General features: G+C 70.7%; 23 protein-coding genes. 9 read left to right on the plus strand and 14 right to left on the minus strand.

Going from position 1 to position 23,972, the window contains the following annotated elements:
- The coding region (locus tag ACFV1J_RS18975) for a lytic transglycosylase (RefSeq protein WP_385859517.1) at positions 1 to 497 on the minus strand (497 nt) is incomplete at its 3' end.
- Positions 498 to 1,204: 707 nt separating this feature from the next.
- On the opposite strand from ACFV1J_RS18975, the gene ACFV1J_RS18980 reads away from it, so the two are divergent.
- Positions 1,205 to 1,399 carry a hypothetical protein gene (locus ACFV1J_RS18980; protein ID WP_385859518.1) on the plus strand — a complete coding sequence of 65 codons (195 nt, stop codon included), beginning with the start codon at positions 1,205 to 1,207 and terminating at the stop codon, positions 1,397 to 1,399.
- 84 nt (positions 1,400 to 1,483) lie between these two features.
- On the opposite strand, the gene ACFV1J_RS18985 is transcribed toward ACFV1J_RS18980, so the two are convergent.
- The 6 genes from ACFV1J_RS18985 to ACFV1J_RS19010 form a co-directional block, all read right to left on the minus strand.
- On the minus strand, positions 1,484 to 2,200 hold the full coding sequence (locus ACFV1J_RS18985; protein WP_385859520.1) for a transglycosylase SLT domain-containing protein: 717 nt from the start codon (positions 2,198 to 2,200) through the stop codon (positions 1,484 to 1,486).
- A 501-nt stretch (positions 2,201 to 2,701) separates the two neighbouring features.
- Positions 2,702 to 3,550, minus strand: a complete 849-nt coding sequence (locus ACFV1J_RS18990) for an SRPBCC family protein (protein ID WP_385859522.1) — start codon at positions 3,548 to 3,550, stop codon at positions 2,702 to 2,704.
- Positions 3,547 to 3,864: an ArsR/SmtB family transcription factor gene (locus tag ACFV1J_RS18995; RefSeq protein WP_385859524.1), complete on the minus strand. Its 318-nt coding sequence runs from the start codon at positions 3,862 to 3,864 to the stop codon at positions 3,547 to 3,549. Before ACFV1J_RS18995 ends, ACFV1J_RS18990 begins: the two co-directional genes overlap by 4 nt.
- 21 nt (positions 3,865 to 3,885) lie before the next feature.
- Positions 3,886 to 4,812, minus strand: a complete 927-nt coding sequence (locus ACFV1J_RS19000) for an alpha/beta fold hydrolase (RefSeq protein WP_385859526.1) — start codon at positions 4,810 to 4,812, stop codon at positions 3,886 to 3,888.
- Positions 4,813 to 4,821: 9 nt separating this feature from the next.
- Entirely contained in the window at positions 4,822 to 6,087 is a 1,266-nt protein-coding gene (locus tag ACFV1J_RS19005) for a beta-ketoacyl-[acyl-carrier-protein] synthase family protein (protein WP_385859528.1), read from the minus strand.
- 231 nt (positions 6,088 to 6,318) lie between these two features.
- Complete coding sequence (locus ACFV1J_RS19010) at positions 6,319 to 6,768, minus strand: MarR family winged helix-turn-helix transcriptional regulator (RefSeq protein ID WP_385859530.1); 450 nt, start codon at positions 6,766 to 6,768, stop codon at positions 6,319 to 6,321.
- Between the two features lie 128 nt (positions 6,769 to 6,896).
- Here ACFV1J_RS19010 and ACFV1J_RS19015 point away from each other — a divergent pair, with 128 nt between their 5' ends.
- Positions 6,897 to 7,307 carry an organic hydroperoxide resistance protein gene (locus tag ACFV1J_RS19015; protein ID WP_385859762.1) on the plus strand — a complete coding sequence of 137 codons (411 nt, stop codon included), beginning with the start codon at positions 6,897 to 6,899 and terminating at the stop codon, positions 7,305 to 7,307.
- On the opposite strand, the gene ACFV1J_RS19020 is transcribed toward ACFV1J_RS19015, so the two are convergent.
- The 6 genes from ACFV1J_RS19020 to ACFV1J_RS19045 all read right to left on the minus strand — a co-directional run bounded on the left by ACFV1J_RS19020 (position 7,297) and on the right by ACFV1J_RS19045 (position 15,656).
- Positions 7,297 to 8,688, minus strand: coding sequence for a GH1 family beta-glucosidase (locus ACFV1J_RS19020; protein WP_385859532.1), 1,392 nt, complete (start codon positions 8,686 to 8,688; stop codon positions 7,297 to 7,299). The two genes, ACFV1J_RS19015 and ACFV1J_RS19020, sit on opposite strands and share 11 nt — an antisense overlap.
- Positions 8,685 to 9,620, minus strand: coding sequence for a carbohydrate ABC transporter permease (locus tag ACFV1J_RS19025; RefSeq protein ID WP_385859534.1), 936 nt, complete (start codon positions 9,618 to 9,620; stop codon positions 8,685 to 8,687). Before ACFV1J_RS19025 ends, ACFV1J_RS19020 begins: the two co-directional genes overlap by 4 nt.
- A complete protein-coding gene (locus tag ACFV1J_RS19030; protein WP_385859536.1) occupies positions 9,613 to 10,551 on the minus strand; it encodes a carbohydrate ABC transporter permease in 939 nt (312 codons plus the stop codon). Before ACFV1J_RS19030 ends, ACFV1J_RS19025 begins: the two co-directional genes overlap by 8 nt.
- Positions 10,548 to 11,864, minus strand: coding sequence for an ABC transporter substrate-binding protein (locus ACFV1J_RS19035; protein ID WP_385859538.1), 1,317 nt, complete (start codon positions 11,862 to 11,864; stop codon positions 10,548 to 10,550). The genes ACFV1J_RS19030 and ACFV1J_RS19035 overlap by 4 nt, the downstream gene beginning before the upstream one ends.
- A 293-nt stretch (positions 11,865 to 12,157) precedes the next feature.
- Complete coding sequence (locus tag ACFV1J_RS19040; protein WP_385859540.1) at positions 12,158 to 13,909, minus strand: amidohydrolase; 1,752 nt, start codon at positions 13,907 to 13,909, stop codon at positions 12,158 to 12,160.
- A gap of 184 nt (positions 13,910 to 14,093) precedes the next feature.
- Positions 14,094 to 15,656 carry an APC family permease gene (locus ACFV1J_RS19045; RefSeq protein ID WP_385859542.1) on the minus strand — a complete coding sequence of 521 codons (1,563 nt, stop codon included), beginning with the start codon at positions 15,654 to 15,656 and terminating at the stop codon, positions 14,094 to 14,096.
- Positions 15,657 to 16,476: 820 nt separating this feature from the next.
- Between ACFV1J_RS19045 and ACFV1J_RS19050 the strand changes: the two genes are divergently transcribed.
- The 5 genes from ACFV1J_RS19050 (at position 16,477) to ACFV1J_RS19070 (ending at position 21,236) form a co-directional block, all read left to right on the plus strand.
- On the plus strand, positions 16,477 to 17,199 hold the full coding sequence (locus tag ACFV1J_RS19050; protein ID WP_385859544.1) for a helix-turn-helix domain-containing protein: 723 nt from the start codon (positions 16,477 to 16,479) through the stop codon (positions 17,197 to 17,199).
- Between the two features lie 1,085 nt (positions 17,200 to 18,284).
- Complete coding sequence (locus tag ACFV1J_RS19055) at positions 18,285 to 18,539, plus strand: DUF6400 family protein (RefSeq protein WP_385859546.1); 255 nt, start codon at positions 18,285 to 18,287, stop codon at positions 18,537 to 18,539.
- A gap of 2 nt (positions 18,540 to 18,541) precedes the next feature.
- Positions 18,542 to 18,772 carry a hypothetical protein gene (locus ACFV1J_RS19060; protein ID WP_385859548.1) on the plus strand — a complete coding sequence of 77 codons (231 nt, stop codon included), beginning with the start codon at positions 18,542 to 18,544 and terminating at the stop codon, positions 18,770 to 18,772.
- 79 nt (positions 18,773 to 18,851) lie between these two features.
- The gene (locus ACFV1J_RS19065) at positions 18,852 to 19,763 is read left to right on the plus strand and encodes a hypothetical protein (protein ID WP_385859550.1); all 912 of its coding nucleotides are present in this window, start codon (positions 18,852 to 18,854) and stop codon (positions 19,761 to 19,763) included.
- An 801-nt stretch (positions 19,764 to 20,564) separates the two neighbouring features.
- Positions 20,565 to 21,236: a hypothetical protein gene (locus ACFV1J_RS19070; protein WP_385859553.1), complete on the plus strand. Its 672-nt coding sequence runs from the start codon at positions 20,565 to 20,567 to the stop codon at positions 21,234 to 21,236.
- A gap of 359 nt (positions 21,237 to 21,595) precedes the next feature.
- On the opposite strand, the gene ACFV1J_RS19075 is transcribed toward ACFV1J_RS19070, so the two are convergent.
- Entirely contained in the window at positions 21,596 to 22,297 is a 702-nt protein-coding gene (locus ACFV1J_RS19075; RefSeq protein ID WP_385859555.1) for a TVP38/TMEM64 family protein, read from the minus strand.
- Between the two features lie 71 nt (positions 22,298 to 22,368).
- Here ACFV1J_RS19075 and ACFV1J_RS19080 point away from each other — a divergent pair, with 71 nt between their 5' ends.
- Positions 22,369 to 22,545: a hypothetical protein gene (locus ACFV1J_RS19080; RefSeq protein ID WP_385859557.1), complete on the plus strand. Its 177-nt coding sequence runs from the start codon at positions 22,369 to 22,371 to the stop codon at positions 22,543 to 22,545.
- 109 nt (positions 22,546 to 22,654) lie between these two features.
- Positions 22,655 to 23,827, plus strand: coding sequence for an elongation factor Tu (tuf, locus tag ACFV1J_RS19085; RefSeq protein WP_385859559.1), 1,173 nt, complete (start codon positions 22,655 to 22,657; stop codon positions 23,825 to 23,827).
- Positions 23,828 to 23,972: the final 145 nt, after the last annotated feature.

Here is a 23,972-nt window from a genome sequence, read left to right on the forward strand (position 1 = left end):
GCGTTGATGTCCCAGTCGTTGACGGCGTTGGGGTTGCCGCTGGACTCGCGCATGATGTTGCGGTGCAGGCCCTCGTAGGTGCCCGGGATGTGCTTGGCGTGCATGATGTCGAGCGCCTCGCGGATCCAGCCGTCGAGGTTGTTCGCGTAGTGCTTCACGGCCTTGCGCTCGGCGGAGCGGTTGGCGGCCTGCTGGGCGGTGTGCTGCTTGGCGACGGCGGTCACCTTGATGTGGTCGGCGACCGAGGCGGTCACCGGGCGGCCGGTCTTGGCGTCGGCCTTGGCGGCGGTGTCGGCCTTCTGGGCCGGCAGGCCGTTGGCGCTGACGGGCTTGACGGCGGCCGGAGCGTGCTCAGACGCAGCCTGTGCGGTGTCCGGGGCGGAGGTGAGCGCCAGACCCGAGGTGGCACCCGCGGCGGCCAGAACGGCCACGGCGACCTTGTGGGTACGGGTGATGCGGGTCATACGGACAGCGCGGGGCAGGGTGAAGCTGGGCATGCAGAGGGACCTCTTCCAGGTACGGGATCGGGGAGCGGCCTTCGTTGGCGGCGCGTTGCGAACCGGAGGTCATTGCCGCGTTCGCCGGGGGGCGTTCACCGCGACTCGCTCTCGGCGCGTCGGAATCCATGTTTAGCGACGGACCGGAATCGAGGCAATGGTGCTTTGTACTACCCATCTTCGTGAGAATCCCGGCTTCCTGAAGTAATAAGCGTTTCGCACCGCGTTGACCTGGAAAAGCTGCGAATTCCATCGACTAGGCGTGGTCGTAAGTGACGTGCATCGCGTGCCGCGGGTCACCTGGAAGCGGCCGGAAAGCCCGCGTTATCGGGGTGCTTAAGTTGCCTGGCTCACACCGCAATTACCGCCCGCCGGCACCGTTTCATGCACCGGCCCCGGCCGATTCATCCGCCCGGCTGCCCGTCGTGGGCCAGCGGGATTCGATAAATGTGGTGCAGGGCACTGCCGCTGAGCCCAAAAGGGCGGCATTTGTGCGCCAATTCACGTGCCAGGGACGGCTCTGAAATGACCGCCGGGCGATCGGTGGCGCGGTGCCGGGCTGGGCCGTTGGTGAGGCGCCCGCTACGGCAATACGGCGGTGCCGCTGGGCCGTTCGCAGCAGCGCCCCGGACTGTCGCATGACGGCGCGGCCCCGGCTCCCCGACAGTGACACCCATACAGTCGTCACTCACCGTAGGGATGTGCTCATGTTCCGTCGCATCGCCGTCGTCGTCACCGGTCTGCTCGTGACCGGCGTCCTCACGGCGGGCTCCGCGGCCGCGGCGCCCGTCGACGACCACCACCACCTGTCTCCCAGGGAAGAGGCGGGACTTCGCTTCGCGGGCGAGGTGCTCGACGCGCTCTTCGGCGGCTCCGGCCCGGCCCGGCACGGCCGTTACTGAGGCCGCCCGAGGAGCCGGAAAACGGCAGCGGCCCCACCCGCGCGAGGCGGGCAGGGCCACTGTCGTGGAGGTGCTACTGGCGGCTCAGTAGGCCGAGTTGACGTTGTCGATCGAGCCGTAGCGGTCGGCCGCGTAGTTGGCGGCGGCGGTGATGTTGGCCACCGGGTCGGTCAGCTTGTTGGCCGTGCCGGCGACGTGGTAGCGGTCGAAGGTGGGCTGGATCACCTGCAGCAGGCCCTTGGACGGGATGCCGTTGATGGCGTTGATGTCCCAGTCGTTGACGGCGTTGGGGTTGCCGCTGGACTCGCGCATGATGTTGCGGTGCAGGCCCTCGTAGGTGCCCGGGATGTGCTTGCGGTGCATGATGTCGAGCGCCTCGCGGATCCAGCCGTCGAGGTTGTTCGCGTAGCGCTTGGGAGCGGCCTTCGGCTTGGCCTTGGGCGCGGCCTTGGGTGCCTGGGATATCGCCTTGCGCTCGACGGAACGGCTGGCGGCCGCCTTGGCCACATGGCCCTGCTTCTCGACGGCGGTGACCTTCAGGCCGTCGGCGACGGACGACGCCACGACCCGGTCCTTCTTGCCGTCGTCGGCCCGGTCCTTGGCGGTCAGCGGCATTCCGTTGGCGCTGACCGGCTTGACCGCGGCCGGTGCGTGCGCGGCCGGCGTCGCGGCATCGCTCGGCGCGGCGGTGAACGCCAGCGCGGCGGCGCAGCTCGCGGTGGCCACCAACGCCGCGGAAGCCTTGTGGGTGCGGGTGATGCGGACGTTCCGGACGGCGCGGGGCAGGGTGAAGCTGGGCATGCGGAGGTGACCTCTTCCAGAGCTGGTGGCGGGGGAAACGGCCTTCGGTTGGCGCGTGAGGACCGAGGGTCATTGCCGCGCTCGCCACTCCGGCTGAAGTCGCAGGCACGTTCTCGGTGCTACCCGGAACATGGTTAGCGCCCGCCCTGGAGGGTGGCAAAGAGGTGTTGTACTACCTCTCTTCGTGACTTGAGGAGAGATGTCCGATATAAATTGCCGATTTCCTGCTCAGTGCAGGCCTCACTTCCCCCTCGGGAATCGACTAGGAATGGTCGTACGTGACGTACGTCGCGTGCCCGGCATCACCCGGAACCGCCCCCGCGCCCCGCCCGGAACCCCCGCCGGAGTTACCCGGCTCACACCCCGCGGCCCGGCCCGCATGCCCCTGCGCAAAGGAGAAAGCGCCCCCTGCGAAGTCCGCAGGGGGCGCTTTCCCGTGCCGCCGGAAACACAGCCGGGGAAGAACGGGGACAGGCCCGCGAAAACGTGGGGCGGGCCCGCTCAATCCGTCAGCAGCCGGGCCGCCAGCCTTTCGATCCTGGCGTGCCAGGCCTCCAGTGCGGGCCGCGGATCGACGTCCCGCGGGCCGGTCTGGGTGAGGACGAGCCGGGCGCCGTGGCCGGTGCCCTTTCCCAGTTCCCAGCGGACGGTCCCCGCCGTGTGCCAGCGGTACGCGAGGAGTGTGGGGGCGCTCACCTCGGTGACCGGTCCGCCCGGCACCGGCGGAGCGGTGAAGCCCGGTGGCGCCGGCGCCCCCACCTCGGGCTCCGCACCCCCGGTCAGCGCCGTCCACACCGCCTCGGCGGGCCGCACCAGCTGGCGTTCGAAGCGGATCCGCGGACCGTCCGGCGTGTCCTCGACCACGCCGGCCCCGAGCCCGAACTGCTCCAGGTACGCCTCGTGCAGCTCGCCGGTGTCCCGGTCCACCGCCGGGGTCCGGCCGTCGAGCAGCTGGGAGAGCGCGGTCAGGCACAGGTGCCAGCCGGAGGCGAAGCTGGCGCCGCCGAACCGGTCGCCGAAGGTGTGGGTCAAGGTCAGCAGCGAGCCGTCCCCGTCCGGCGTGATCTCCCAGCGCAGATGGTCTTCTCCCCAGGTGAACGCGAAGAGTTGGGGCGGCTCGGCGTCGGTGACCGTGCCGGTCATGGCGACCCCGGTCACACCGGGCATGGTGAAGGTCATCGCCCCGCCGGGCCGGAGCTCGACGGCGACCTGGGAGGGGAACCACCTTCCGAGCTGCGCCGGGTCGGTGAGCGCCGCCCAGAGCTTCTCGGGCGGATGGGCGAGCCGACGCTCCATGCGCAGTGCGGGGCGGCCTTCCTCGGTGGTGAGGCTGTCGGAGTGCGGATTCATCGGGGGTCGTCCTCCATGGCGTCGAGGTGCCGTTCCAGGGCGTCGAGGCTCCCGGCCCACAGGTGCCGGTAGTGCGCGAGCCAGACGTCCAGCTCCGCGAGCGGTTCCGGCCGGAGTTCGTACCAGCGGCGCTGGGCGTCCTGCCGGACCTGTACCAGCCCGGCCTCGCGCAGCGCCCGCAGGTGCTTGGAGGTGCCGGGCTGGCTCAGGCCGAGTTCCGCGGTGAGCTCGCCGACCAGCCGCGGGCGCTCCAGCAGCAGGTCGAGGATCTTGCGCCGGTTCGGCTCCGCGAGCACGTCGAACGGTAGGGGCATACCGCAAGTATGTGCCGCTGGTTATATAACCGCAAGGGAATGCTGGTCTGCGGCGCCGACGGCACGGGCCGAAGGCGGCGCCGGGCGGGGCACCGGGGCGAGCGCGGGGGCGCACTCCAGTGGGGCGTCGGTGAAGAACCGGGCTGCCAACTCCGCGATGTCGTCGGCCCGTTCGAGCACCACCCAGTGATCCGTGTCGGGGACGGTCAGGAAGCGGCTGCCCGGAATCCGCGCCGCGAAGGCCCGCTGCCGCTCCGCGGAGGTCACCGTGTCGTGCTCCCCGCTGAAGACCAGCGTGCGCACCCCGGCCGGCACACCGGAGAAGTCCGGCCGGTCCGTGAGCGCACGGCCCAGCGCAGTCGCCGCATGGGGCGAGTGCCGCGCGGCGTGCAGCATCGAGCGCCGGACGTACCGCCGCGCCAGGGCCCGCCGGGTGACGTACCGGTCCTCGTCCAGGCACATCAGCGCCTCGGTGACCAGGGTCGCGAAGGTGCCGGCGTCACCCCGCACGAGGTGGTCCGCGGCCCGCCGCCACAGCTCCAGCTGCCCGGTACTCAGATGCGCCGGTACGCCGCCGAGGGCGAGCCGCGCGATCCGCCCGGGGACCCGCCGCGCGCACCCGTAGGCCAGGCCCGCGCCGTAGGAGAAACCGAAGAGGTTGATCCGCGGCACGTCCAGGTCGTCGATGATCCGCTCCAGGGCGGCGCACAGCAGGCCGTGGGCCGGCCCCGGCGGCAGCGGATCGGCGCTGCCCATCCCGGGCAGATCGGCGGTCACCACATCCGCCACCGGGCCCAGCCGGTCCTCCATCTGCGGCCAGCCGAACATGCCCTGCAGCGCGCCGCCCAGCACCACGACCGGCTCGGTGGCCGGCGAAGGGGCACCCAGCCGCCGGTAGGCGAAGCCCACCCCGTCCACCGACAGTGACCGGACCGTCTCCTCGTGCATCGCCGCCGCCTAGCGGGTCAGCACGAGCGCGGCGTTGTGCCCGCCGAAACCGAGCGATGTCTTGACCGCACAGTCGAAGGACGCCCGCCGCGGCTCCTGAGCCACGATCTCCAGCGGCAGCCGCGGATCGGGCACGTCGAGGTTCGCGGTCGGCGGCACCAGCTGCTCCTCCAGCGCGAGCACGGTGAGCGCGGTCTCGATGCCGCCGGCCGCGCCCAGCGTGTGGCCGGTCATCGCCTTCGTGGAGGTGACCAGCGGGTGCTCGCCGATCACCCGCCGCAGCATGGTGGCCTCGATCAGATCGTTGACCACCGTCGACGTGCCGTGCGCATTGACGTGTCCGACGTCACCGGGCTGCACCCCCGCGTCGGACATCGCGGTGCGCAGCGCCTGCTCGATGCCCTTGCCGTCGGGATCCGGGGCGACCGCGGCATAGGCGTCGCTGGACGCCCCGTAACCGCTGACGTGCGCCCGGACCGGCGCCCGGCGGGCCGCGGCGTGTTCCGGCCGTTCCAGTACGAGCAGGCCGGCGCCCTCCCCGACCACGAAACCGTCCCGGGCGGCGTCGAACGGCCGGCAGGCCGCGGCCGGGTCCTCCCGCCGGGTCGAGACCGCCTTCATCCGGCAGGCGCTGGCGATCAGCAGCCGGGAGATCGGCGACTCGGCACCGCCGGCGATGGCGATGTCACAGGCCCCGGTGCGCAGCAGCTGGTGCGCGGTGCCCAGCGCGACGGTCCCGGAGGAGCAGGCCGTCGCCACGCCCAGGCTGGGGCCGCGCACCCCGAGGTCCATGCAGACGCTGCTGGCGGCGCCGTTGACGACGGTCAGCGGGGCGAGCTTGGGGGAGACCCGGCGGGCGCCGCGCTCGGTCATCGCCCCGTGCTGCTGGTCGTAGAAGGGCAGGCCGCCGTGCGCGGAGCCGATGACCACCGCGACCCGGGAGCCGTCCCAGATCTCCGGGTCCAGGCCGGCGTCCGCGACCGCCTCGCGGGCCGCGATCACCGCGAGCTGCGAGAAACGGTCCATCAGCCGCTGGGCCGCCACCCCGAGCTGCTCGGTGGTGTCCAGGTCGGAGGTGTACATGAAGTCGCAGGGCAGATCGGCGAGTTCGGGGTGCGGGTGCACCCCGCCGGGCGCGGTGTCCTGGGTGACGGAGTGCCAGGTGGCCTTGGCGGTGGCGCCCGCCGCGGTCACCATGCCCAGTCCGGTCACCGCCGCGGAGAACGGCTGCCGGCGGGCCGTCACGCCGCGACCGTGAATCGCTGGAGGGGACATCCCGGGGCCTGCGGGGTGTGGACAACTTCTGCCGCATTCACGTGGCGTTCCTCCGCTTGTTGGCGTGCCGCCCACCGCGTCATGGACGGGTCTCGCCGGTGGCCCGGCGGTTGGCCACTCTTTATACGCCTTCGTCCTGTTGAGCCCCCAACCCCGGTAACTCAATGGGGTGAGCGGGCGTCGGGGGGCCGGGAACGCCGTCCGGTCGGCCGGCCGTGGCGCGCGGGGACCTCAGGACGCGTCGAGCGCGCTGGTCACCCGGCCCAACAGGCCCCGCAGCGTGCGCAGTTCCTCGACGGTCAGGCCGGTGGAGGCCAGCATCCGGCGGGGGACCGGCAGGGCCGCCTCGCGCAGCTCGTCGCCCGCCGGGGTCAGCTGGATGGTGACCGACCGCTCGTCCTCGGTGCTGCGCTCGCGCTGGACCAGGCCGGCCGTCTCCAGGCGCTTGAGCAGCGGGGAGAGGGTGCCGGAGTCCAGCCGGAGCCGCTCGCCGATCGCCTTGACCGGCTGGGCGCCGTGCTCCCACAGGACCAGCATGACCAGGTACTGGGGATAGGTGAGGCCCAGGTCCTTCAGTGCGTCCCGGTAGACGCTGCCGAACGCCCGCGAGGCGGCGTGCAGGGAGAAGCAGACCTGGTGGTCGAGGCGGAGCAGTTCGGCGTCCGGCGGAAGCGTGGTCATGGCTCCAGGTTAGCCGGGCGGGCATTTAAGTTGCACGCAATCGAGTTGCGCACAATTTAGATCTCTGCGACAGTGGAGCCCGTCGGACGGCCGGGAAGCGGCCGCCCCGCCAGCTGAAGGGACCCATGATGGACGCGCTGTACACCGCCGTCGCCACCGCCAACGGCCGCGAGGGCCGGGCCGTCAGCTCCGACGGCACGATCGACCTCGCCCTGGCCCTGCCGCCCCAGCTCGGCGGCAACGGCGCCGGCACCAACCCGGAGCAGCTCTTCGCCGCCGGCTACGCGGCCTGCTTCGCCAGCGCCATGAGCAACGTCGCCCGCCGGATGAAGCTCGACACCAAGGACGTCTCGGTCACCGCCGAGGTCTCCCTCGGCAAGGACGGCGAGGGCTTCGGCCTCGGCGTCGTCATGCGGGTGGAGCTGCCGGACAGCCTGGCGGGCGAGACCGGACACCGGCTGGTCGAGGCCACCCACGAGTTCTGCCCCTACTCCAAGGCCACCCGCGGCAACATCCCGGTCGAGCTGGTCATCGAATAGGACGGTGCCGGCGGATCAGCCCCGCGTAGTGCCGGCCGCTGTCCTTCAGGGTGCGGGCCTGGGTCGCGTAGTCGACGTGGAACAGGCCGAACCGCTTGCCGTAACCGTAGGCCCACTCGAAGTTGTCCATCAGGGACCAGGCGAAATACCCGGCGAGCGGGGCACCCCGCCGGGCCGCCCGGGCACAGGCCGCCACATGCCCGTGCAGGTAAGCGGTCCGCTCCGGATCCCGCACCGTCCCGTCCGGCCGGACCACGTCCACGAACGCCGACCCGTTCTCGGTGACGTAGATCCGCCGCGCCGCGTACTCCCTGGTCAGCCGCAGCAGCAGGGCCTCGAGGCCGCCGGCGTCGATCTCCCAGTCCATCCCCGTACGCGGCACCTGCGGCCGGCGCACCGGGCGGGCGTACGGAGGCGGCCCGGCCGGATCGGCGGCCACCACGGCCGGGAAGTAGTAGTTCAGCCCCAGCCAGTCCAGCGGCCCGGCGATGACCTCCGCGTCGCCGGGCCGCTCCGGCAGCTCGACGCCGTACACCTCCCGCAGGTCCGCCGGGAAGCCGCGGCCGTGCACCGGATCCAGCCACCAGCGGTTGGTGTGCCCGTCCATCCGCCGCGCCGCCGCGACGTCCGCCGGTGAGTCGGTGGCGGGCACGACGGGGCTGAGATTGTTCACGAGGCCCACCTCGGCGCCCGGCGCCCGGTCGCGGATCGCCCGCACGGCCAGCCCGTGCCCGAGCAGCAGATGGTACGAGGCCCGCACCGCCGCCGTGAGGTCCGTGACCCCGGGCGCCATCCGGCCTTCGAGATGCCCGATCCACGCCGAGCACAGCGGCTCGTTCAGCGTGGCCCAGTGACGCACCCGGTCGCCCAGCCGGCCGGCCACCACCGACGCGTACTCCGCCAGCCGCTCGGCGGTCTCCCGCACCGGCCAGCCACCCCGGTCCTGCAGGGCCTGCGGCAGATCCCAGTGGTACAGGGTCACGGACGGCGCGATGCCCGCCGCCAGCAGACCGTCCACCAGCCGGTCGTAGAAGTCCAGGCCCGCGGCATTGACCCGGCCGTCACCCCGCGGCACGATCCGCGGCCACGACAGCGAGAACCGGTAGGCGCCGACACCCAGTTGACCCATCAGGCCGATGTCCTCGCGCCACCGGTGATAGTGGTCGCAGGCCACGTCCCCGGTGTCACCGTTGTCCGTCCGGCCCGGCGTGTGCGCGAACGTGTCCCAGATGGACGGCGCCCGGCCGTCCTCGTCGACCGCCCCCTCGATCTGATAGGCCGACGTGGCCACGCCCCAGACGAAATCGTCCGGCAGGGCGGCGAAATCGATCCGTTCGGTCACGGCGTTCCTCTCGACGAAAGGCCCTTCGGCACGGGTCATTTGACGGCCCCGGCGGTCAGCCCGGCGACCAGAAAACGCTGCAACAGCAGGAACCCCGCCACCACCGGCACGCTCACCACCAGCGACGCGGCCATGACCTGGTTCCAGTACACGTCGTTCTGCGTGGCGTAACCCTGCAGCCCGACCGACAGCGTGCGGGTGGTGTCGTTCGTCATCACCGACGCGAACAGCACCTCACCCCACGCCGTCATGAACGCGTACACCGCGACCGCCACGATCCCCGGCAGCGCCGCCGGCACCACCACCCGGAACAGCGCACCCAGCGCCCCACAGCCGTCCACGTACGCCGCCTCGTCCAACTCCCGCGGCACCGACGCGAAGTACCCGGTCAGCATCCAGATCGAGAACGGCAGCGAGAACGTCAGATAGGTCAGCACCAGACCGCCCCGGGAACCGTAGAGCGCCACACCGGTGGCATTCCCGACATTGACGTAGAGCAGGAACAGCGGCAGCAGGAAGAGGATGCCGGGGAACATCTGGGTGGACAGCACCGTCACCGTGAACACCCGCCGGCCACGGAACCGGTACCGGCTGACCGCATACGCCGCGAACACCGCGACCAGCACCGAACAGACCGTCGCCGACCCCGCCACGATCAGCGAATTCACGAAATAGTGCGCCAGCGGCACGGTCCGCCAGATGTCGAGGTACGGCCGGACCGTCAGCTCGCTCGGCAGCCACCGGAACGCACCCGAGACGTCCTGCAGCGGCTTCAGCGAACTGCTCAGCATCACATACACCGGCAGCAGCACGAAGCCGGTCAGCGCGGTCAGGAAGATCCGCCGCGCCCAGCGGAACGACCGGGGCGGCGCGGTGGGCGAGACCCGGCGCCGGGCCCGGGAGCGCCAGCGGACCGGCGGGCGCGGACCTCGGACCGCCGGGCGGGGCGCGCGGGCAGCGGTGTCAGTCATCGGCGTGCTTCCTTCCGCGGGACGTCACCCACAGATAGCCCGCCGTCACCACCAGCAGGAACAGCAGCAACAGCACCGACATCGCCGAGCCGGTGCCGAAGTTCCAGGTGGCGAACGACGACTGGTAGAGGTGGACGGACAGCAGATCGGCGGCCTCCGGCGCGGCCTTCCCGAACAGCACATACGGCGTGTTGAAGTCGTTGAACGTCCACAGGAACAGCACCAGCACCAGCACCTGGTTCACCGGCCGCAACGCCGGCATCGTGATCCGCCACAACTGCCGCAGCATCCCCGCCCCGTCCAGCGCCGCCGCCTCGTAAAGATCCTTCGGAATGTTCTGCAACGCGGCCATCACCACCAGGAACGCGAACGGCCAGCTCTTCCACACGGCGACCACCAACAGGGCCACGAAGCTGTTGTCCCCCAGTAGCCAGAACGGCCGGTCAACGGTGAGGTGCAGCTGATCGTGCAGCACATGATTGACCAGCCCGCTGTCCCGCTGGAACATGAACGCCCAGGTGATCACCGCGGCGTACACCGGCAACGCGTACGGAGTGAGGAACACCGCCCGCAGCAGACCCCGGCCACGGAAGTTCTCCTGCAGGAAGACCGCCGCCGCGGTACCGAGCAGCCAGCACAGCCCGACCGCCAGCACACTGAACACACACGTCACCCAGAACGAGTGCAGCAACGCCGCGCCCACCGGAGCGTGCACGTCCACGACCACCCGGTAGTTGCCCAGTCCCTTCCAGGGCGCCGCACCCCAGTTGCCGAGGAAGAACTGGGTCAGTTCCCGGAAGCTCATCACCACGCCGATGACCATCGGCACGAGATGGACCAGCACCTCCAGGGCCAGCGCGGGCAACAACAGCAGATACGGCAGGCCGGCACGGCGCCACCGGGCGAAACGCACCACGACGGACCCGCTCACTTCGCCATCTGCTGCTCGGCCTTGGCCAGCCGGGCGCGCACCGACGCGGTGGTCACCGGATGCCCCGCCGCCGCATCAGCGAACAGATCCTTGATCGCGGTGCCCACCGACGTCTCGAACTGCGCCTCATCGGGGAGCTGCGGCAGCGGCGTGGCACTCCTGGTGAGCGTCTCCCGCAGCACCCTGGTGTCCTGCCGGTCGAACGCCGGGTCCCGCTGGGCCGACGTGACCGGCGGTATCGCCCCGTACGTCTTGTTCAGCAGCCGCTGCTCGGCGTCGCTGGTCAGGAACTTCACGAACTTCCGCGCGCCGTTGAGGTTGTGGGTGTTCCTGAAGACCGCGACGTTGATCCCGGCCAGCATCGAGTTGGTCTGCCGGCCGGCTCCCGGGCGCCCGGACGGCACCGGCACCGGTACGACGCCCCAGTCCGACGGTTTCATCCCGTCCGCCGCGAACGTCGTCGCGGCGGCCTGCCACAGCACCATCGCGGTCTTGCCGGTCGCGAAGTCCCGCAACGACTGGTTCTGGCCGTACTCGGCGTTCCCCGGCGCGATGATCCGGTCCTTGGCCATGAAATCGACGTACTGCTTGACCGCCGCGACCGCACCGTCGGAGGTGAACGACGGCCTGCCGGCCGCGTCGAAGAAGTCGGCACCGTGCTGCTTGCCCAGCACGAACGCCTGGTGGACGTTGTTGGCCAGCTGCTCGCCCTCGGCCCCCAGCCCCCACCTGCCGTCCTTCGACACCTTCTTGCCCGCCGCGACCAACTCGGCCCAGGTGGCCGGGGGTTTGCCGATCCCGGCGTCCTTGAACATCCGCTTGTTGTAGTAGAGCGCGTACGTCAGCGAATACAGCGGCACCGCGGCCGGGTCCTTACCTGCCGCACCCGCCGCGGCCAGCGCCGGCGCCGCGAACCGGTCCCGCCCGCCGATCGCCGCGAAGTTGTCCTTGTCCCACGGCAGCAGCGCGCCGGTGGCCTGCAGCGAGGCCGACCAGGTGTTGCCGATGTTCAGCACGTCCGGGCCCTGGCCGGATGTGGTGGCCGCCAGGATCCGGTTCAGCAGATCGGGCCAGGGAATGACCTCCAGCTTCACCTTGATCCCGGTCTGCCGCTCGAACTTCTTCAGCTCCGGGCCCAGGATCTTCTTGTCCGCCTCGACGTTCGGCCCCTGATTGGACGCCCAATACGTCAGCGTCGTCGGGGAATCGTTACTGCCCCCGCCACCTGGGCTCGTACCGCCACCACACCCCGAGGCCGCCGCGGCGAGCGCGGTGACGAGGGCGGAGACGGTCGCGACTCGGAGCATGCGCATGACGGATACGCCTCTCTTTGAGGAGTCCGAGGGCCGCCATGTTCAGGTCCTGAACGGCCTCAAGGCTTAACTTTCGGTGTGAGTTAAAGCCTGAGAGACCAACGCGTCAAGGGAGCACACGGGCAGCGCACGGCCAGCACATGGTCACCAAACGCGTTTCGAGAGGGGATGAGTTGGGGGGCGGGGGAGTGGGAGGGCGGGGGAGGGGGTGGCTTACGAGGAGGGGCGGCGGGTGCCTAGGAGGGGTGGCCGGCGGACTAAGGCCCGCCCCCAGCGGCCAGGCCCGTCATGCCTCAGGCGTCATCGGCCGCGTACACCCGCTGACCCCCGACGAACGTCTCCAGCACCCGGGCCGCGGCGATCTCCTCCGGCGGCCCGTCGAACGGGTCCCGGTCCAGGACGACCAGGTCGGCCAGCTTGCCCGGCTGGATGCTGCCGGTGTCGTCGAGGTGGTTGGCGTACGCACTGCCGGCCGTGTAGGCGGCCAACGCCGACCCCAGATCGAGCCGCTGCTCGGGCAGGAAGACCGGCACCGAGGGCGCGGCCTCCGGGATGCGGCGGTTGACCGCGACGTGCAGCGCGGCGAGCGGATCGGGCGAACTGACCGGCCAGTCGCTGCCCGCCGCGAGCGTCGCCCCCGCCCGCAGCAGATCACCGAACGGGTACTGCCACGACGCCCGTCGGTCCCCCAGGAAGGGAATCGTCAGCTCGTCCATCTGCGGTTCGTGGGCCGCCCACAACGCCTGGATGTTCGCCGTCGCCCCGAGCCGCCGGAAGCGCGGTACGTCATCGGGGTGGACGACCTGGAGATGCGCGAGATGCGGCCGGGTGTCGCGCCAGCCGTTCGTCCGCCGGGCCGCCTCGACCGCATCGAGCGCCTCCCGTACGGCGCGGTCGCCCAGGGCGTGGAAGTGCACCTGGAACCCCTCCGCGTCCAGCGACGTGACATACGTCCGCAGCTCCTCGGGGTCGATGAACGAGATCCCGCTGTTGTCGGAGGCACAGCCGCACGCCGTGAGGTAGGGGCTGAGCATGGCCGCCGTGTGGTTCTCGGCGATCCCGTCCTGCATGATCTTCACGCTCGTCGCCCGCAGCAGCCCGCCCGTCAACTCCTCACGCTTGGCGACCAGTTCGGGAATCTGCTCCGCGCCCCGAGCCCGGTCCCACCACAGCGCCCCGGTCACCCGCGCGGTCAGCTGCCCCTCACTCCGGGCGGCCACATACGCCGGGGTGGCGTCGGCGATGCCCGGCGTGCGGCCCAGCATCGCGTCCTGCCAGGCGGTCACACCGTAACTGTGCAGCAGACGCTGCGCCCGCAGCAGCCCGGCGGTCCGCTCGGCGAGCGTCGGCTCCGGGATCAGGTCGGCCACCAGCCGCATCGCCCCCTCCTGCAGCATGCCGGACGGATGGCCGTCGGCCTCCCGCTCGATACGGCCGTCGGACGGGTCCGGCGTACGGGCGGTGAGCCCGGCACGTTCCAGGGCACGGGAGTTGGCCCAGCCACCGTGGTGATCGCGATTGACGAGGAACACCGGCCGGTCCGGTACGAGGGCGTCCAGGAACTGCCGGGTGGGCATCCCGCCCGGGAACGCCTCCAGGGACCAGCCGCCCCCGGTGACCCACGGCGCCTGCGGATGCGCGTCCGCGTACGAACCGATCAGCTCCCGGTACGCCTCCGCGGTCTCCGCCGCGCTCAGATCGCACTGCGCCAACTCCATTCCACCGCCCACGGGATGGACGTGCGCGTCCTGGAACCCGGGGATCAGCAGCTTGCCGCGCAGGTCGACGACCTCCGTCCCCGGCCCGATCAACTCCCGTACGTCCGCGTCGTACCCGACGGCGACGATCCGGTCCCCGCGCACGGCCACCGCCCCGGCCCGGCTGCGCGCGGCGTCAACGGTGTGCACGGGACCGGAGAGGAACACGAGGTCGGCGGGGCCGGGGGAGGGGGAGGCGGAGGGGGAGGCGGAAGTGCAGGTGGTGGCGGAGGGGGCGGACGGGGCGGACAGGGCGGGGGAGGTGGTGGTGGAACAGCGGGGGGCCATCTTGCGGTTGCTCCAGGGGTGTTGGTGGCGCCGTTGGCGTTCGTGGTGTCAGGTGGTTGGTGGTTGGTGGTCGGTAGTCGGTTGCGGACGAATTGTTGCTGGTCGTTGGTGGTGGGTCGCCCGTGGTGGCTTGCTGATCGTTCTGATCTTGCGGTCGTTGCGGTCGTTGCGGTCGCTTCGGTTGTCAGCCGTCCGAAGGCGAGGGCAACGGGGAAGGCGGCGAGGCCAAGGGGGTGACCGCCCCGGCCCCGGCTCCGTCCATCGGCAACGTCAGCGCATCCGCGTCCGTGCCCCGACCGGTACGGAAGTACGGGGCCTGCCGTACCCACTTGGCCCAGGCCGCGGCCGCCAGCCCCAGCAGGATGAACGCGGCCGGGAGGGCCAGCATGAACCAGCCGTTGTCCGGGCTCATCGCGAAGTGGTCGCTCATCGTCGCGTAGTCCCAGACCAGGTAGCCGCCGAGCCCGAACAGCACCAGTGCACTCGCGGCGGGCACCACCACGTCCCGCAGCGCACGGATCGCGCCCTGGCGCAGGCTCGTGCGGAAGCGCACCGCGCAGGCGAGCGCGGTGAGCCCGTAATAGAGGGCCACCGTGAGCCCGATCGAGTTCACCGCGGTGAGGATCATGTCGTTGAGCTGCGGGATGCCGACGGCGAGGACGGCGATCAGCGCGGCGATCGCCATGATGAGCAGCGTGCCGACGGCCGGCGAGCCGTAACGCGGGTGCAACCGCTGCCACACCGGGCCGAGCGTCCGGTCGCGCGCCATCGCGAGCGCACCGCGGGCGGTGGGGATGACGCTCGACTGCAGGGAGGCGAAGGCGGAACACATCAGCGCGGCCAACGGCAGCGAGGCCCAGGGCTCCGGTGCCAGTTTGCCGCCGAGGAAGGTGAGCGCCTGCGGTCCGTTGCGTACGAGTTCGCCGGTGCTCATCACCCGCTGGAAGGCGACCGCCCCGACGAGGAACAGTCCCGCCATCACCACCAGGGCGATCAGCCCGCCCCGTGCCGCGTCCGAGGCGCTGCGGGTCTCCTCGTTGACGCTGAACGCCGCGTCCCAGCCCCAGTAGATGAAGACCGCGAGCACCATCCCCTGCGCCAGTGCCTCGGGTGAGCCGATGTCGAGCGGGTTCAGCCAGGACAGTGAGAACGGCTGGTCGCCGACGACCACTGCGTAACCGCAGAAGACCAGCAGCACCACGTACTCGAAGATCAGCAGCCACATCTGCAGCCGGGTCGCCGCGCGTACGCCCGTGATGGCGGTGACGGTGACGAGGACCAGCGCAACGAGCCCCACCGCGGTACTGACCCCGGTCGAGCCCGGATCCAGCTTGAGCCCCCACACACTGTGCCAGCCCAGCTTGTTGAGGAACTGCAGCACCACGGACCCGGTCACCGCGCCCGTGTACGCCATGAAGACCACGTTGCCGACCAGCACCACCCACCCGGTGAGGAACCCGGACCAGGGGCCGATCGACCGGCCGACCCAGGTGTAGCCGCTGCCGCAGTTCGGCTCCGAGCGGTTGAGCCGGGCGTACGAGAGCGCGATGCCGAGGATGGGCAGGTAGGCCAGCAGCAACAGCGCGGGCGTCTGCCGCCCGGCGTACGCGGCCAGCGAGCCCATACCGATACCGATGCTGGTGGTGGCCGCGGTACTCGACGCGGCGATCGCCACCCCGTCCTTCACCCCTAGCGCGCGGCGCATACCCGCGCTGTTCTCGGGTTCCTGTGGCATTGCGGAGGACATGACATCGACTCCTTGGAGGGGGAGGGCGGGCCGGCTGGGGCGGGGGCATGACCTGCGGAGGGAGGGGGGTGCTCCACCGCGGGAGCCTGCAGTGACTCCGAGATGGCCTCGAGGTGACTCCGAGGTGGCTCTGAGGTGGCTCCGAGGTGGCGTGTGAGGCCGCCGTGAGACGGCTCTGAGGCGGCTCTGGGATGGGTCTGAGACGACTGCGGGGAGGCGGAGGAGGCTGTGAGGAGGCTGGGATCTGAGACGGCCCTGTCCGGTACGGGTCGCCGGCAGCGGGCCGCGCGGGCGCTGATGTCCGCCGATGAAACAGCCCCCGGCAGCTTGTGTCAACGGTGTTGACGTAACCTGGCGCAGGGGCGGACGAAGGGCGGGCGATCAACTGAGCCCCGGTCGACACCAATCAACCCCCATCGACCCCAATCGCCCCCATTCGACCCCGGGCGAGGCAAGGGCGAACCCCAACTGCCGGGCACGACAAGCGCAGGAACCGCAACGGGGAACGGAACCGGAACGGCGCCACCCGGAACGGAACCGGAACGGGGAAAGGGCAAAGGGAAACGGAACCGGAACGGGGAAATGAGAAAGGGAACCGGAACAGTGACACCTGGAACGGAACCTTGAACGGTTGAGAAGACCCAGGCAGGGCAGGATGGGGCGGGCCGCCGGGCCAGACGAGGCCCGGCGGGGATGCCTACGGAGCACGGATGCCCACGGAGCACGGATCCCGCGGAGCACGGATCCCCCGGAGTACGGATCCCGCGGAGCATGGATCCCACGCAGCACGGATCCCATGGAGCACAGAGAGAGGTTCGGCGTGCCAGACAGTGAACCTGCCAGCCCCCGGGTCCGCGTGCCGGCCGAGCGCAAGCGACGCCGGCCGACCAGCTCAGGCGTGGTGCTCTCCGCCGACCTCATCGTCGACACCGCATGCCAACTGATCGACGCACACGGTGCACAGGCGTTCACGGTACGCAAACTGGGCGCCGCGCTCGGTGCCGATCCCTCCGCGGTCTACCGCTACTTCCGCAACACCGAGGACCTGCTGCTCGCACTGGCCGACCGGCTCATCGGCGAATCAATGGCGGGGTTCACGTACAGCGGGGACTGGGCCGCCGACCTGCGCGAATTCGGCCTACGCGCTTACCGCTCCGCGCTCCGCCATCCGCAGATCGCCGTCTTCAGCACCCTCCGCGTCACCGGCCGGCCGCATGAGCAACGGGCCGTCGACGCCGGCATCGGCCTGCTGCTCCAGGCCGGCTTCGACGAAGCGAGCGCGGTCCGGCACTACCACGCCCTCGTCGACACGGTCCTCGGTCACGCCGCCCTGGACGCCGGCGTAATGCTGCTGGCCCCCGCCCAACGCGCGGCGGACGAACGCGCTTGGCACGCCGCATACGGCACCCTGCCCGCCGACGATTTCCCCAGCCTGCACCGCGTACGCGAACACCTCCCCCTCATGTCCGGCTCCGCCGTCGAACCCGCCCTCGATCTCCTCCTCACGGCCCTACGCCAGGAAGCGGCCAAGCACCCAAGCTGAGCCCGAGCATCAGGCATGCCCTCTCGACGTCCGACGCCTCTCCGGAGACGACGGCAACGCCGCACCGTGCTGGTGCTGCTCCCGATCAGCCCCATAGCGGCCATCCGCACGCTCGACCTCCTCTCATCGCCCCATATCCACCCCGGGCCCCTCCCGGCCGCAGCCCCCTCCGGCAATCACCACGGCCCCGCCGGCCCCGGCTGCCGCCACGATCGGGGCGCTCACGTTCGCCGCCCATCCAGGCCATCACCGGCGTGGCACGCCCGCCCTCCAGGCGGGATCGCTGTCCTGGCAACGGTCTCTCGGTGGCCTCCTGGCGGTCTCCTGGCGGTCTCCTGGCGGTCTCCTGGGGGTCTCCCAGTGGTCTCCTGGTGGTCTCCGCGCTGGCCGCCCTCTTCGCCCTCATCCGGGACCGCAATGAGCGCCGCCTGATAGAGCCACTCCGTTCAAGAGCCGCTCGGCCGCCGCGGTGGCCCAGCAGGTCCTGCTCCGCCGCTGCCCGAACGCAGCGTCCCCCTGGAGATCGCCTCGCCATACCTGCCGGCCGAGGAGGAGGCGGCGGAAACGGTCGGCAACTACAAGCGGATCAACCGGCGCACACATACTCGCGGCAAGCTGAGCGCCGTCGCCGTCGCCGTCGCCGTACGACGCTTCCCGCACCCCCGCCATCCACCCCACGACACCGTCCACCACCCACAACGACCCCCGCGACATCCGTCCCCGAACGGCCTTCGTTACCCCACCCGGCCGTCGTACCCCAGCGGCCCTCGTCCCCCGACCAGCGCCCGCCACCGATCCCACGCCCGCCCCGCCACCGACGCCCCCACTAAAACCCCTCACCTCTCACACCTCACTCTCCGCTCCCCCCGGCCTCACCCCTCCCACTGGCTGACCGACCGAACGCACGGACACAAACGCTGACACAAACGCCGACACAAACACGGACGCAAACGCGGACACAAAGCGGCCCTGAATATGCCGGCAAACCACCCCATAACATCCCGCTCCACCCCCTGACGCTTCCTCAGGGTCACCCTCTTTGATAGACACGTCCGAATCATCCGCAAGTGGTATGGACGCGCACCATGAACGACCGCAACACCACGGACGACCACATAGCCGAGCCGTCCGAGATCTTCGAGTTCGACCTCACCGCTCATGAAGCCCGGCGGCGGGCCGAAGTCGTCGCGGCCCTGGGCGACACCTGGGACCCCCTCACGGTGATGGAGGACGAGGCGGCCGCCCACCGGCTCCTCTACTCGGACCTGGACGCAGACCAGCAGGCCACCTACGACATGCTGGTCGCCGCCCACGTGCTGCCGGCCCCCGAGCAGGGCTGAGCATGCTGCCGCTCGACCCCACCGCCGACATCGGCCGCCGCGCCTGGGTCCCGTGCCCCCGCTGCGAGGACCACCAGGGTTGCGGAACCTGCCTCGACGGCCGCACCTGCACCACCCACTGGCGCTACCTCCTCTCCAACAAGGGCAGCGAGCTCCATCTGCAGTGCCCCAACTGCACCCACCTGTGGACCTGGCAATCCGGCTTCGGCGCAGCCGGCCGCCCAACCCCCTGACACCCCCTGCCCCTCCCCCCGAGGGAAGTCCCACGCCGACACGCTGCGCCGGATGCCCGGCGGCGGTAGCGTGCGAGGCATGGAGCTGCACGCACGATCGCTTTGGCTGATGACCGAGCCGCTGCACGCGGTCTGCTATTTCGACGAGAAGTGCCGTGCCCTGGGCAAGGACCTCGGCCTCAAGGGCTTCTGGATGGGCTATTTCGCCTCCCGCACCGCCCCGCTGGGTGCCGTGGAACCCGCTGCCGCCACGGCCGTACTGGGTGTCTTCGCACCCGGAATGGTGGCCCGGGCGTTGCCCGCCGCCTGGAGCCTGGCCGGTCCGGCCCACATCCTCGACGAACGCGGCAGCCGCGCCGCCCAGGCACTGCGCCGGATCGACCCCGAGCTGGAACACCGCACCACCGACCTCCTGCCCCCGCTCCAGATCCTCGTCGACGAGGCGCCGGCCACCGCACGCCCCCTCTTCGCCGCCAACCGCGCACTCTGCGACCACGCCGACCCCGTCGAACGGCTCTGGCAACTGGTCACCGCCCTGCGGGAGTTCCGCGGAGATGCGCATCTCGCCGTACTCGCCGACGAGGGACTCGACGGCTGCGAAGCCCTCGTCCTGGCCGCCGCCTCCGGCCGCGTCCCCAAGGACACCATCCGGGAGGACCGCGGCTGGAGCGAGGAGGAATGGGCGGCCGCCACGGACCGGCTGCGTTCCCGAGACCTCGTCGACGCAGACGGCCACGCCACCGAATACGGCCTGCGAGAACGCGAACGCATCGAGAACGCCACCGACCGGCTGGCCGGCCGCATGCTGCACGCGCTGCCCGAAGCGGATACCGAAGCGCTGCTGCACGCCCTGGACGCCGTCGTCCGCCGCGTCCTCGCCGCCGACGTGCTGCCCTTCCCGAACCCGATCGGGCTGCCCCACATCGACGAACCGCTGCCGCACGCCACGGAGCAATCCGCTGACCCAGCCGCTGCCCCTCCGGCTCCCTGAGCCCCCGCAGCGTTCGCTCCAGATCCAGCCGGTCGGCGACAGGCAACGCCTGAACCGCGACCGGCTAGTTGAACCCGAAGAAGCGTATGGCCACGTCCGACGCCCCCCGGCCCGCCTGATCGCCCCGCTCACGGGACTTCTTCACCAGGCGATGACCGGGACGGTCCCACACGCCGAGATCCAGCCTGCTCACCCGCAACCGCAGGAACCGCTCCACCACCTTCCCGCCACGCTCACGCCTCAGTGAATGACGACTCCTCATATCTCCCCCCGAAAACGATCACCGCGAGCAACAGGCAGTCCCGGCAGTGCCGCACCGCACAGGACAACGCACCGCACAGAACAACGCACCGCACAGAGCAACTCGCCACGCAGCCGCGCCGCCCGCGATGAAAATCTACTGATCACGACACTAGACCAAGCCACTGACAATCCACGCTGAGCGCGAAACCGACCGCGTGGCCAGGCATTACGCCATCCGGTGGCACTCACAGCTCCCCGCTCCGCCCCACGCAGAGTGATTTTCATCTAGTGGTTCGATGGGTGCTTTGGGGTGCTTTGCTACGGCAGGTCGGGACACCTTTGCCCAAGATGCGTTGAATGGGTATGGATCCTAGAGAGTTGTGGGACCGCAACGCCGTGTTGGCAGAGGCGTTTTGCCTGGGAGACGAACGCGTGCGGGAGGCGCAGGCGAGACTTGACGAGGCCCAGGCCGACCGGTCACGAGTTCTGGCGGCATTCGCGGTCACAGTGGGCAGCACCGGTGCAGTGGCCGGACTTTTCGGACTGAACGAGCGGGAAGTGCGCATCGCCCGACGCACGGTGGGCAAGGACGACGCCCGGGCCGTCGCCGAGGAATTGCTCGCCGCAGCCGCCCCCACCGCGCCACCCCGAGAACCCGAAGAGAACCCACCGTCCCCCGACAACTCTCCCGAATACTCCCACCACAGCCCCGCCGCCGGCCCCCGCACCACCGGCCCCACCCGCGAAAGCGGCACCGGCACCGGCACCGCGACCGGCTCGTCCGACCAGAATTGGTCCCCGGCCATGGACGCGGTCCTCATCGGCAGCTGGCAGACCGGCGTCGACCTCCGCGAACTCGCCGCAGAATTCGGGCTCGACCTCACCCGCCTGGTTACCCGTGCCCAACAGCTCTCCGCCCAGGGGCGGTTCTACCCGGGCCCGACGGAAACCGCGGGACGCCACCGCCGTGGCCCCGGCGACGTCCACGAAGGCGAATACACCATCCCCGCCCAACAAACGGCCGCCTGGAATGCCGTACCCCCGGCACACCCCATGGCGACCGCCTGGCAAACGGGCACGATGCCATCGGCGGAATCCGTCCCCGACGTCACCGCCGCCCTCGCTACCGAATGGGACAACGCCCTCGCCCCCTGGGGCTCCCTCGCCCCCACCCATGAGGACCCCGCGCAAGCTCCGCAACCCTGGACCCAATACCACCTGAGTTCTTGACCAGTTATGACCACGCGTAGTTACGACCAGATCCAGTTACGACCAGGTCCAGTTGCGACCAGATGCCGTCACCGGCCCCATTCCCCTCCAAGGCGCACGACTGCCGGCCCCGGCCCGCCCGACCGGTTCCGTTCGCCACCCTCCCCGTTCCCCACCCTCCCGATTTGTTTCCGGTACGACGAACCACCCCGCGATCCCGCCGGCCCCCGCCGCCCGCACCTGGGCCGGCACTCCCCAGCCCCGCCTCAGTCCCAGCCCCCTCCGACTCCCACTCCGCCAAGGATCGCCCGGCAAACGCCGTGAGTCCCCACACCACATGATCGACCACGGCGCTCGCCGGCCGGCGGGCTGCTCCGTCCTCAACCCCCGCGCAACGCGTCCCGCTTACGCCACGCCACCATCAGCGCCCCCAAAGCACTGAGCACGAGAAAAGCCATCGCCAACAGGAACGCGGGCGACGTCGGGGTCGCCGCCCGGGCACCGGCCACGGCATAGGCCGCCGTATTCGGAAGGCTGCCGAGCGCCGTGGCCACAAGAAAAGCGCACCAGCCCATACGTGAAATCGCAGCACAGTAGTTGGACGCGCAGAACGGCAGCCCGGGGAACAGCCGGACCGCCAGCATCGAGCGGAAGCCGTGCTCACTCAACTGCCGGTCGGCCGCCGCCAGCCAACGCGCCCGCAGCAACGGCCGCAACGCCTCCTGGCCCAGCAGCCGCCCCAGCCCGAACGCCAGCCCGGCCCCCAGCACCGTACCGACGAGTGCCGCGGCCAGCCCCACCACACTGCCGAACAGCGCACCCGCAGCAACGTTCAGCACCGGACGCGGAACAAAAGCAGCGGTGCACAGGCCGTAGGCCACCGCGAACACCACCACCGCGGTCGCCCCGGACCACTGTGCCGGCCAGCCACCCGACAAAAGACGCTGCGGCTCCCAGCGCAGCATCGCCACCGCACCACCTGCCAACAGGACGCCCAACAACGCCAGCCGCAACCACGGAGAACGCACCACACGCGCACAGCGGGCAGCAAAACCGTGGCCAGAGGCGGCAGTGGCGAACATCCTGGGAGCGTACCGACCGGCAGCTGATAAATCGTTCGACGCCGCGGTGACCACCCGGCACCATATGACGCATGTCCCGGTACGCCTTCCTGTCGCTCACGTCCGCAGTCGCGGACGAGCTGAAGGCTGCCGCCACCTTCCTCGCCGCAGTACCCGCCCGGGCCACTGCCGCGATGCCCACCAAGGCCATCGCCGCAGCAACCGCCCTGGCCACCGCTGCTGCCGCCTCCGACGGCGCACGAAGCTGACCCTCTCCGGATCGTCCGGCGGACCCCGCAGGGGGAGGGTCGGCTCGGCCCAGGGGTCCCCACGGCGCCAAGTCGCCGTCCTCACCGCATCCTTGCGAGGAAGAAGACCATGCCCAAGACGGCATACGTGCGCACCAAGCCGCACCTGAACATCGGCACCATGGGCCACGTCGACCACGGCAAGACCACCCTCACCGCGGCCATCACCAAGGTCCTCAGCGACCGCGGCACCGGCACCTTCGTGCCGTTCGACCGGATCGACCGCGCCCCGGAGGAGGCCGCCCGCGGCATCACCATCAACATCTCGCACGTCGAGTACGAGACCGGCACCCGCCACTACGCCCACGTCGACATGCCCGGCCACGCCGACTTCATCAAGAACATGGTCACCGGCGCGGCCCAACTCGACGGCGCGATCCTCGTCGTCTCCGCCCTCGACGGGATCATGCCGCAGACCGCCGAGCACGTACTCCTCGCCAAACAGGTCGGCGTACGCCACATCGTCGTCGCCCTCAACAAGGCCGACGCCGGTGACCCGGAACTCACCGACCTGGTCGAGCTGGAGGTCCGCGAGCTGCTGAGCGCGCACGGCTACGACGGCGAGCACGTACCCGTCGTACGCGTCTCCGGCCTGCGCGCCCTCGAAGGCGACCCGCGCTGGACGGAGGCCATCGAGGCGCTGCTCGACGCCGTCGACACCTACGTGCCGATGCCGGAACGCCATGTCGACGCGCCGTTCCTGCTGCCGGTGGAGAACGTCCTCACCATCACCGGGCGCGGCACGGTCGTCACGGGAGCCATCGAGCGCGGCAGCGTACGCGTCGGCGACCGGGTCGCCGTGCTCGGCGCGGACACCGAGACCACGGTCACCGGCCTGGAGACCTTCGGCAAGCCGATGGAATCCGCCGAGGCCGGGGACAACGTCGCGCTGCTGCTCCGCGGGATGCACCGCGACCAGGTACGCCGTGGCCACGTGGTCGCCACCCCCGGCAGCGTCACACCGCGGCGCCGTTTCACCGCCGAGGTGTACGTGCTCTCCACCGAGGAAGGCGGCCGCCGTACGCCGATCTCCACCGGCTACCGCCCGCAGTTCTACATCCGCACCGCGGACGTGGACGGCGACCTCGACCTCGGCGAGCGCGGTATCGCACGCCCGGGTGAGACGGTGACCGTCACGGTCGAACTCGGCCGCGACGTCCCCCTGGAGCCCGGCCTCGGCTTCGCCATCCGCGAGGGCGGCCGCACCATCGGCGCCGGCACGATCCGCACCCTCCTCACCTGACCCCGACACCCCACGCCGCGCCCCGTACTCCCGACCACACCCGGGAGAACGGGGCGCGGCACGCCCACGAGCACGGGGCACGGCATGGCCGAGGACGCACCGCATGGCCGAGTACGGGAGACGGCCTCGCCACCTGGACCGGGAA

This window comes from Streptomyces sp. NPDC059649, assembly GCF_042734445.1.
Taxonomy (GTDB): Bacteria; Actinomycetota; Actinomycetes; order Streptomycetales; family Streptomycetaceae; genus Streptomyces.